The organism is Flavobacterium sp. (assembly GCF_043773265.1).
Classification (GTDB): Bacteria; Bacteroidota; Bacteroidia; order Flavobacteriales; family Flavobacteriaceae; genus Flavobacterium.
On the sequence record NZ_JAYVFH010000151.1, the window covers coordinates 1 to 10,652 of the forward strand.

A 10,652-nucleotide genomic window follows, 5' to 3' on the forward strand; every position below is an offset into this window, starting at 1 on the left:
GCCATACCACTTTGCATAAAACTTCTAAACAACGGATCGTTGTTTTCTTGTTGGTACATTTGTGTCCAGTTGTTTCTGTTGCCCCAATAATAAGGATAGAAATTGTATGACATTATATCCCATTCAAATGCTTGTTCCATAAATTTTACTAGTGCTGCATAATCGTCAAGATTTTTATCAACCTTTATTTCATATTGACCAAAACTTATTAATCCGTTGCTTAAATCTTTACCATAAGTATTTTTGGCAGTTGTAGTTTGGTCAATCATATAGGATATACAGTTTTTGCGCAATACAGTATTTTCTATTTGACGATAAAAACCTGGGTTGGTTTCTTTAATTACAATGGCTTTTTCATCTTCATCTTCAAGTTTTTTATTGTAGTTTGCCAATGCTTCTTCATATTTTGTAATAATTGCATTAAAGGTTTCAAGTCTCCATTGTTTTTTAGCAGCATCTGTTACTCTACAATTTACAGAAGCAGAAATATCACCAGAAACATGATTTCCTAAGGTAAAAGACACTGGAACTTCGTCAATATAACTTTGTATAGAACCATCTAACACAAGATTAAAAGTATCTAGAGCAGTTGTGTCTTTAACAGTTTTATTTCCAATAGTTAAACTAACCAAATGTCCACCATAATCATTGTCACTTATAGCATTAAAAAAACCTTTAGCATAATAGGTATAATATCCTTGAGGAATTTTAATTTTTCCGTTTCCAGACTTTGCTTCTATTCGCCCTAATTTTGAACCACCTTCAATACCTATTTGAAATGATTCACCAACAGAAATTTCGTCTTGTAACTGAGCTTTAATTTCTGCATTGTAAATACCAGACCAATATTTTAATTTAATATCTGTAAGCGATTCAAAATCTGCAATTTGATGAACTGTTGCCGTTCTTGGATCAATAGGTGCAACTATCAATAATGCTGGATTATTTTGTACCAGTTCTTTCATTCCATAAATATGCAATCTTGCAGGTTCTGGAATCATGAATTCAAACATTAATCGTTTACCATAATTAACTATTTGATTTTTATAAACTTTGTCAACCCAACGATATACTCCAACTACATGTTTGTCGCCTTTTCTGTTGTCAAATTCATGAATGTTGTTTTCTTCAAATTCTTCTGTAATTTTTGTAATTCTTTCTTGATGAACTTTTGTAGTAATTCTATCACTAGCTTTTTCGGTAATTTCTTTGGCTTGCGTAATGGCTTGACGCGTGTTTTGCTCTTTACTTGAATGAGTTGCAAATGAGGCACTTCCGCCAAAAGTAGCTTTGTTTAAGCGAACATCAAAATGAGCATTGGCTGAAAAATCTTTACTTTCCTGAATTACTTTAGCCACTTCACTTTGCATTTCAAATCGATTTGTAGATGAAGTATCTGTAATTTTTTCAGTTTCGGTATCGGTTGAAAAAGTATCTGTTTCTTCTTTTTTTATTAATCTTCGAGTCGATTTTTCTCTTCGTTCACGAGCCATTACATTTTCAATATTGGCAACTTCACCTTCAACATAACATTGAACAGATTGTTCTACTTTTTTATAATCGGCAATGCCAAGTTGTTTTACACCAAATCCAGACGGAATAAATGGCGCTTCACTTTTTATTGGATTATTAGATTCGCCATTAGCATTTAAACCATCTTCTAGGTTTCCATCAAAACAACTTTTAAAAATAGATTCCTCTAGCGATGAAGTAATAGAAAATGTTTTTATGCTTCCGTTTTCAAAAGCCAATGTAACTTCGATTCCTGTTGCATTGTTTTGCGCATCTATATCATAATTTCCATTTAAAAAGATTGTTATTGATGTGCCTTCTGTTGAATGAACTGTAACTCCATTTGGAGCAAAATCGATTAGTTTGTAACTTGATTCACTTTCTCTAATTATCCAAGTAAAATCAGGAACAGATACAACTAAATAAAAACCAATCATTTCAGTATTACTAAATCGTTTTGGACACAATTGATATGAAAATGGTTGAGAGTTGTTTGGAGAAATGGGCATAATAACACCACCAATACTAACACTTGAGTTTTCTTGTTGTGTTGTATTGTCGGCAATTATTTGATTACTACTAGATATATTGGTGTTTATTTCGTTATAAATACCTTCATAGGTTGTAAATTCATCATTTGAACTATCTGCAGGAACTTCAATTTTCCCTTTACTATCAATATAATTTAATTTTAATAATTCATTTAATGTTTCAAAATTTTCGGCAGATAATTTTGTAGATAAATCTTTAAAATCTATTTCTTCTCTAAAATCAAATACAAATTCTGGTAACTCAGGATATGCCACATAGGGAACTTGATCACAAGGATTTTGAGAGTCATAAACAATTTTTGGATCTCTAATAGTACACCAAGTTTTTTTGGCTAATGCTACTTCTTGTCTATAATTGTCTAGAATAATTTTTATTTTAGTGTTATAAACTTTTTGGTTTATAGATAACTCCTTTTGATATTCTTTTTTATAATTTTTCTCTATAATTACTAATTCTTTTTGTAACTTTTTATAGTTTTCATTTTTTGTGGATGCATTATCTACATTTTGAAACATTTTCATGCTTTTTGTTGGAAACGACACCTTAGGAAGTGATTTCGTTACTAACTTATTGGTGCTATTTAGTATTGTATTTTCTTCTTCAAAAAGTAATGAAGGCAAAACAACAGTTGCATTCATTAATGTTTCATTTAATTCAACTTTATCTGCATCAAAATTTTCTAAAAAATTAATAGCAACCAATAAGTGTATTATACTTTCCTTAATATAAAAATCTTTTTGAGTAATCACTTGATAAAAAAGATTATTCCAAAGAGCATTAAAAGGAATTGTATTTATATCGAATGTTGTTTGATTTACTTTATTTAATAGTTCAACTTTAGAATAATTGAATCTATTTTTTACAAGCCAAATAGAAAAATCATATAAGTTTTGGTTAATTATTTTTACATCCTCATCAGATGAAAATGCTTCAAAAGTTTCACATGCAGCTTTCATTGCGTTCCATTTGGTTTCACTAGCAATTTTGTTTGCTACAGCAACATCAAAAACACCTGTTACAGTTGGATTTCTTAATACAAATCTTTTTTCTTTGTCTTCATTATTAGATAATTGGGGTGCTCGCATCGTAACAAAACGGAAAAGCGTGTTTTTGATTTCTGTACTCATAAATTAAGGTTTTTATCGTTAATAATATCTCAAATATATAAACAAATTCGGACAAAACTCCGAGTCATATATTTATTTTTATTAACAATGTTGATTTTATTTGTTTTTGTGCAAAAGCAACTAGACGAAATAAAAGAAACCTTAACTAAAAGAATTTATATTCTCTTTATGGAGAAATATAATGGTAATAAGTCTCGCTTTGCAAAAGACGTTGGTTGTGATGAAAAAACATTGCGTTTAATCTTTAATAATAAACAAGGTATGACCATGAATTTATTTTTTAAGATTGCAAATGCGCTAAAAATTAAACCAGAAGATTTAATAAAAGGATTGCAGATTTTTAAAGAGGAAGAAGGTTAGAGTAATGAATAAATGTTAGTGAATTTAATCCAAAAAAAATGCTCCAAAATTATTTGGAGCATTTTTTATATAATGATATTTTATTATTTCATTTTTGGCTTAGCAATCAGTCTTTCATAAAGTTCTGTGTTAGCTTCAAGTTTTTTAATTTGCTCTTCTGTAAGAGTAGCTTTAATCTTCATATCGATAATTCTTGATAGCTCAATACTTCTTTCTGGAGATAATTCTTGACCTTGAAGTGTTTGATTCTTCATTTCAAATAATCTGTAAAAATCAGCAGTTTGAGTGTCGTTAAGACCAAGAAGTTCAGATAATTCAGCACTTTCTTTTTTAGATACTTCTTGATAATTCATTTTCTTATCTTGAGCATTTGCATTGATTGAAAAAGCCAACATCAATGTTAAAACAAAAATTATTTTTTTCATAGGTTCTATGTTTTTTAATGATAATAGAAATCAAAACTAATTTATTTTAATGAAATAACAAAATTTATTTTTCAATATCTTCAATTTTTCTTTCTTTTCTTTCTTTTCTAGCTTTTTTAACAAATCCTTTTTTACGTTCAGATTTAATGGTTTCCCATTTTGCAAACTGCTCTGCATTTAAAATTTTCTTCATTTCTGCTTTGTGAGCTATTTGTTCATCTAGCATTTCGTTTTTCATTTTAAACATTTCGTCTGCAGTTGGCTTTTTTCCTTCGGCTCGTTTGGCTTGCATTTCGGTTTTTTTAGAATCTCTTTTTGCATTTTGTCTTGCAACAATTTTTTTTATTTCGGCAACTTGATTTTCATTTAAATCTAAATCCAACTTCATTTTTTTTACATGAAGTTCTGTTTGTTGCTCTGGAGTCATTTTTTCTCTTTTGCCAACTTGATCTCTTTTTTCTTGAGCAAATGTTGTTAACCCAACAAAGATTAAAACTGCTAAAAATACTTTTTTCATAATTTAAATTTTTTAAGTGATATGTAGATAAGACTCAAGCAAACTAATTTGGTTTAACCATTAACATTTATTTGGCTAAAATATTTACAAAGTTAAAAATCCGTACCAAGCACTATTGCCACATTTAGCTCTCACAATATAACTTCCGTCTGCAGTTTGAACTTTAAATGATGTGTCCAATTCAAAGCAATGTTTCTTAGTATTTCCAACTCCTGCATTGGTTAAATCCATTCTTTCGATAGTTTTTCCTTGAGCATCAATTGTTTGTAAAACTGGAATTCTGCTGTTGTAAGGAACATGAACTGCGCCAGTATTTAAATCTCTAGTGTCATTATAAATCAATGAAAGTTTATTGTTTTTTAAGAAATACAAACTACTAACAAAATTTCCGTTATCGTTTAATGTGCTTGGTTCATCGTTTTTTATGTCGGTAATCCAATCAAGTTTTCCAGATGTAATATCTAACATTGCAACTGTTAATCCAACAGAATCATATTTATATTCATATTTAAAATCAAACGATGCCGAACCTGGAGGAAGTGGTAATCTTTTAGTTTCTTTATACACTTGGTCAAAAATCATCCAAGATTTATTTCCGTCAAATAGTATGTCTTTTATATAAAAGTTTTTATATCTGTTAGTTGCGTTGTATGTAAAATAATTCATTTCGCCAGTTAAAGCATTAAATTTAGAACCAAAAATTCCAGTTGATGGTGATGATACTCCATAACTTATTGAGAAAAATCTAGCGCTATCAGAATAGAAACCTTGCAAATAAAAATCATCGTTTATAAATTTACCTTTAAACTGATTGATTTGTAAAAAATCTTGTTCAAGTTTTAAACTTTTTTCGGTTACTGTATTGGCTTTTGAATCCCAAAAATACAATCCCATGTATGGTTTAGCTTTAGGTAAATCGATATTTTTTAACATAAAAACGTTTCCAGTATTTGACACAAAAAGAGTTTGATCTCCAGATTGTTTAGACGAAAACGGAAACTCATATTCAATTTCTTTTACCACTTTAAATTTATCATCCAACAAACAAAGCATCACTTTTTCGTTTACTTTTTTATCATAAGATGGTTGTTTTAAAATTACATAAAACATTTTGTTTTCTGATTGTGCTACATAAAACTCACCAGGATTCGAACCATTTTTCCCTGGCATTTTAGTTGTCAATTGAGTTCTAGTTTTTGTTTTTGTATCAATATTTACTTTCTGAAAAAACAATTCGTTTTCTCTAGAAGTTCTGTTGTATTCTGTAAGAAAGTAAACATATTCTTTACCTTTTACTTGAAACATTGAGTTTAAAGTCAACATGTTCAATCCCATAACAGGTTGTTCAACCGATATTGTATTGGTGTCATCTTTTTCAAAATCGTCTTTCGAGTCAAAAATATCTACAAATACGTCAGTATTAAAAACCTTATCATTGTATTTAGATTTTACTCTAAAAAGCCGATCTGATTCTAAAACATTTTCTATTTTATACTCAGTTTCGTTTTCAATACTACTTGCTTCTTTGCTCCAAGTAAATGAAGGTTGTGTTTGTGCAAACGATGATACACATAACAATAAGAACATAATTAATTTAATTTTCATGATTTTCATATTTTTTTATTTACCTAAATATTCTACAGTTTTATTTTCGCCATCAACCACAATTTTCATTAAATTATGTTTAGCAATTCCTTTGCTTGCAATATCCCATTTTTTTCCGCTTAGCGCAGCTTTTTCTTTTAAATCTCCAATAGAAATTCCAATATTTGCTTTCAAGATTTCTATAATATGTTTTTCATCTTCTGTCAAGTCCAATTGTTTTTTCTCTGGTCGCATTTGCGGAAAAAATAACACCTCTTGAATCGAAGGATTGTTTGTTAAAAACATAATCAATCTGTCCATTCCAATTCCTAAACCAGACGTTGGTGGCATTCCATATTCTAAAGCTCGTAAAAAATCTTCATCAATAATTCCGTTGGCTTCATCATCACCTTTTTCAGACAATTGCATTTGAGCTTCAAATCGTTCACGTTGATCTATAGGGTCATTTAATTCGGAATAGGCATTAGCAATTTCCTTGCCACAAACCATTAATTCAAATCTTTCTGTCAATTCTGGATTATCTCTATGTGTTTTGCACAATGGCGACATTTCTTTTGGATAATCAGTAATAAAGGTTGGTTGAATAAAATTCCCTTCACATTTTGCTCCAAATATTTCATCAATTAATTTTCCTTTTCCCATGGTTTGGTCAACCTCAATTCCCATTGCTCTTGCCGCATCAAACAATTCGGTTTCTGATTTACCAGAAATATCAAAGCCAGTAACGTTTTTTATTGCATCAGTCATGGTAACTCTTGCATAAGGTGCTTTAAAACTTACTTTGTGTTCTCCAAAAACAGCATCAGTTGTTCCGTTTACTTCATTAGCACAATGTTCTAATAAGTTTTCTGTAAACTCCATCATCCAGTTATAATCTTTGTATGCTACATATATTTCCATAGCAGTAAACTCTGGATTATGAGTTCTATCCATTCCTTCATTTCTAAAGTTTTTAGAAAATTCATAAACTCCATCAAAACCACCAACTATCAATCTTTTTAAATATAATTCGTTGGCGATTCTTAAATATAAAGGAATGTCCAATGCATTGTGATGAGAAATAAAAGGTCTTGCTGCAGCGCCACCAGCAATTGCTTGCAAAATTGGAGTTTCAACTTCTAAATATCCGGCTTGGTTAAAAAAGTTTCTCATGGCAGTGAACAATTTTGTTCTTTTCATGAAAACTTCTTTCACATTTGGATTTACAACCAAATCTACATATCTCATTCTGTATCTCAATTCGGCATCATTAAAAGCATCATGAACTTTTCCGTCTTCATCAACTTTTGGCAACGGTAATGGTCTTAAAGTTTTACTTAAAAAAGTAAATTTTTCAGCTCTAATGCATTTTGCACCAACTTGAGTTGTAAACAATTCACCTTCAATGCCAATAAAATCACCCAAATCGGTCAATTTTTTAAAAACTTGATTATAAAGCGATTTGTCTTCTTCTAGACATAACACATCTCTGTTTACATACAACTGAATTCTACCTTCACTATCTTGCAATTCTGCAAAACATGCCTTTCCTTGATCGCGAACACTCATTAACCTTCCAGAAACTATAACCTTTTTTCCTTCTTCAAAATTTTCCTTTATCTGTTTAGAAGTATGATTTACAGGAAATAAATCTGCAGGATAAGGATTAATTCCCAATTCACGAAGTCCGTTAAGTTTTTCTCTTCTAATGATTTCTTGTTCCGAAAGTTGCATAATATAATTTTAAGATTGCAAAGATAGTCAATACTTCTAAAAGTCCAAAGACAATTGTCATGCTGAGCTTGTCGAAGTATGAAGCGAATGGTTTTGGCTTTTTTGCCATCCATATTCCAGCCATACATTATATCTTTATTGTCTTGAAAAAAAATCAAGACAATAAAGGATGCCATTTCTGTCTGGGCTAAAAAAATTAAACTTTTTTATATATTTGCAAATAAATCAATATCATACCATGAAAAATATTAAACTACTTTTTGCTATACTATTAATAGTTACTTTAACAAGTTGTTCTATCACCGAAAAATTGTTAATAAATGAAAACGGAACAGGAAAATTTGCTTATGAAATAGACGGTTCTAAAATGATTTCGATGATGGGAAGCGCCTTTAAAGATGATGAAAAGGAAACTAAGAAAAAGAAGAAAAAAAATAAAGATAATGAAATTACTAGGGATAGCAAAGATATTGATAGCACATTTACTTTTAAAGAAATTTTTGCTAGCAAGAAAGACAGTATTGCTAAATTAACTCCAGAAGAGCAAGAAAAAATCAAGCGTATGGAGAAATTTAGCGTTCACATGGTAATGAATGAAGAAAAAGGAATAATGAATTATTCAATGTTTACCGACTTTAATACTATTCAAGAATTACAAAACGTAATGTCACCATTAGAATCTATGCAAACATTATCACCCAAAGGTCAAACTGGCGGATTTGCAATGGCACCAACTGGAGTTGAAGAAAAATCTGCAACACAATTTTTCTATGATGGCAAAACGTTTAAAAAATCGGTTGCTAAAACAGAAAAGAAAAAAGAAGAAATCAAATCTGATGAAATATCTGAAGAAGAAGCTGCTGCAGAAAAAATGAAGCAATCAATGGAAATGATTTATGACCAATCTAATTTTAAGGTGGTTTATCAGTTTCCAAAAGCAGTAAAAAAAGTTTCTATAGAAAATGCATTATATAGTGATGATAGAAAAACCATTACAATTGAATATCCACTTAAAGAATATATGGAATCTCCAGAAAAATTAAATTTTGAAGTTACATTCGAATAATTTTTTTTTTGTCATTTAGATAAAGGAGAAATCTCATAATCTAAACCACTTGATTAAATTTTTCTTTTTTGAAATAATAAATTCGAATAAAATCTTATATTTTTTTTAAAAAAAACTTTTCGACTTTGTTTCCGAAGCTCCGAAATTATTGACAAAACAAAATGAATAAAAAAATTCAACTTCTAGATTTAGGAAACAAAGATTACAAAGCAACTTGGGATTATCAAGAAGAATTGTTCAAGCAAATTGTTGATATTAAAATCCAAAATAGAAGAGAAGAAACAGTATTAGAAACACCAAACTATTTTCTTTTTGTAGAACATCCACATGTTTATACTTTAGGAAAAAGCGGGGATTTATCCAATCTGCTTTTATCAGAAAAACAACTTGAAGCCAAAGGAGCAACTTTTTATAAAATAAATCGTGGTGGCGATATAACTTATCATGGTCCAGGACAAATTGTAGGTTATCCAATTTTAGATTTAGAAAATTTCTTTACAGACATTCATAAATATTTACGACTTCTAGAAGAGGTAATAATTCTAACTTTGGCTGAGTACAATATAACAGGAGCAAGAAGTCAAGGCGAAACTGGAGTTTGGCTTGGAGTAGGAACGCCATTTGCAAGAAAAATTTGTGCTTTAGGTGTTCGTGCCAGTCGTTGGGTAACCATGCACGGATTTGCATTAAATGTAAATGCTAATCTTGGTTATTTTGACAATATTATTCCATGCGGAATAAAAGGAAAAGCCGTTACATCACTTAATGTTGAACTTGGAATCGAAAAAGTAAACGAACAAGAAGTAAAAGAAAAAATAATTAAACATTTTAATAAATTGTTTGAAGCTGAGATTTTTATTTCTGCAATCTAAAATCGTTAATCTACAATTACAAATCTAAAAAAAGTTGCTCTGGCAATAATCTAAAAGTCATTCTATGGTATTTTGTTATGCCATATTTTCTAATTGCTTCTCTATGTTCTAGAGTTGGATAACCTTTATTTTGTTTCCAGTTATACATCGGAAATTCTTCATGAATATTATTCATATAGTCATCTCTATAAGTTTTTGCTAAAACAGAAGCTGCGGCAATACTCATATACTTAGAATCGCCTTTTACAATGGTACTGTATGGTATATTGTTTATTGGTTTAAACCTGTTTCCATCTACTATTATATATAAAGGTGTAGGATTTAACTTTACTATACATTCTTGCATCGCTCTTATTGATGCGTTCAGAATATTAATTTCGTCAATTATTTTTGGTTCAAGATGCGTTACCACATAGGAAATTGCTTTTTCTTCAAGAATTGGTCTAAGTTTTTCTCTAATTTTTTCAGATAATTGTTTTGAGTCGTTTAGTAAATCTAGTTCAAACTTCTCAGGAAGAATTATTGCAGCAGCAGTAACTGGTCCAGCCAAACATCCGCGTCCAGCTTCGTCTGTGCCACATTCTAAAATAGAAGTTTTATAAAAAGGACTTAACATAACTTTATTTTTTAGTGCTTAATTATTTTTCGGTTTTTGATGTTAATAATTTTAACATATTTTTTTTTTGATAAAAATATAATTTTTAACGCAACCTTTTCAACTTTTTTGCATCTAATGAACGTATCGTAACCACATTGTTAGCTTTACGCAAAAAAAATTAACATAAATAAATAAAAATATTCCGAAGTATTATTTGTTTATTTAAGAAATTATTAAGAAGTTTGCGGAATAACTAACTCAAATAAAATTAATATGAGATCGAAGTTCAAATGGATTTTTACGCT

Annotated in this window: 10 protein-coding genes; 3 read left to right on the forward strand and 7 right to left on the reverse strand. The window is 29.6% G+C overall.

The features are described 5' to 3' along the window. Positions 1 to 3,191 (reverse strand): hypothetical protein (locus ACH2BO_RS08230; RefSeq protein ID WP_395044264.1); only part of this gene is annotated, 3,191 nt, incomplete at its 3' end. 87 nt (positions 3,192 to 3,278) lie between these two features. On the opposite strand from ACH2BO_RS08230, the gene ACH2BO_RS08235 reads away from it, so the two are divergent. Next, entirely contained in the window at positions 3,279 to 3,551 is a 273-nt protein-coding gene (locus ACH2BO_RS08235; RefSeq protein WP_395044265.1) for a helix-turn-helix domain-containing protein, read from the forward strand. An 83-nt stretch (positions 3,552 to 3,634) separates the two neighbouring features. Here ACH2BO_RS08235 and ACH2BO_RS08240 read toward each other — a convergent pair whose 3' ends face one another. The 5 genes from ACH2BO_RS08240 to ACH2BO_RS08260 all read right to left on the reverse strand — a co-directional run bounded on the left by ACH2BO_RS08240 (position 3,635) and on the right by ACH2BO_RS08260 (position 7,935). Further along, positions 3,635 to 3,976 carry a hypothetical protein gene (locus ACH2BO_RS08240; protein ID WP_395044266.1) on the reverse strand — a complete coding sequence of 114 codons (342 nt, stop codon included), beginning with the start codon at positions 3,974 to 3,976 and terminating at the stop codon, positions 3,635 to 3,637. Between the two features lie 64 nt (positions 3,977 to 4,040). Then, positions 4,041 to 4,493 (reverse strand): hypothetical protein, encoded by a 453-nt coding sequence (locus ACH2BO_RS08245; protein WP_395044267.1) that lies wholly within the window; start codon positions 4,491 to 4,493, stop codon positions 4,041 to 4,043. Between the two features lie 84 nt (positions 4,494 to 4,577). After that, the gene (locus tag ACH2BO_RS08250) at positions 4,578 to 6,098 is read right to left on the reverse strand and encodes a hypothetical protein (protein WP_395044268.1); all 1,521 of its coding nucleotides are present in this window, start codon (positions 6,096 to 6,098) and stop codon (positions 4,578 to 4,580) included. A 15-nt stretch (positions 6,099 to 6,113) separates the two neighbouring features. After that, the gene (gene lysS, locus ACH2BO_RS08255; RefSeq protein WP_395044269.1) at positions 6,114 to 7,811 is read right to left on the reverse strand and encodes a lysine--tRNA ligase; all 1,698 of its coding nucleotides are present in this window, start codon (positions 7,809 to 7,811) and stop codon (positions 6,114 to 6,116) included. Beyond that, on the reverse strand, positions 7,783 to 7,935 hold the full coding sequence (locus ACH2BO_RS08260) for a hypothetical protein (RefSeq protein WP_395044270.1): 153 nt from the start codon (positions 7,933 to 7,935) through the stop codon (positions 7,783 to 7,785). Before ACH2BO_RS08260 ends, lysS begins: the two co-directional genes overlap by 29 nt. A 114-nt stretch (positions 7,936 to 8,049) precedes the next feature. Between ACH2BO_RS08260 and ACH2BO_RS08265 the strand changes: the two genes are divergently transcribed. Both ACH2BO_RS08265 and lipB read left to right on the forward strand, forming a co-directional pair. Then, positions 8,050 to 8,877, forward strand: a complete 828-nt coding sequence (locus tag ACH2BO_RS08265; RefSeq protein ID WP_395044271.1) for a hypothetical protein — start codon at positions 8,050 to 8,052, stop codon at positions 8,875 to 8,877. A gap of 161 nt (positions 8,878 to 9,038) precedes the next feature. Beyond that, positions 9,039 to 9,749 carry a lipoyl(octanoyl) transferase LipB gene (gene lipB, locus ACH2BO_RS08270; protein ID WP_395044272.1) on the forward strand — a complete coding sequence of 237 codons (711 nt, stop codon included), beginning with the start codon at positions 9,039 to 9,041 and terminating at the stop codon, positions 9,747 to 9,749. 16 nt (positions 9,750 to 9,765) lie between these two features. On the opposite strand, the gene ACH2BO_RS08275 is transcribed toward lipB, so the two are convergent. Next, entirely contained in the window at positions 9,766 to 10,365 is a 600-nt protein-coding gene (locus ACH2BO_RS08275; protein WP_395044273.1) for a ribonuclease HII, read from the reverse strand. Positions 10,366 to 10,652: the final 287 nt, after the last annotated feature.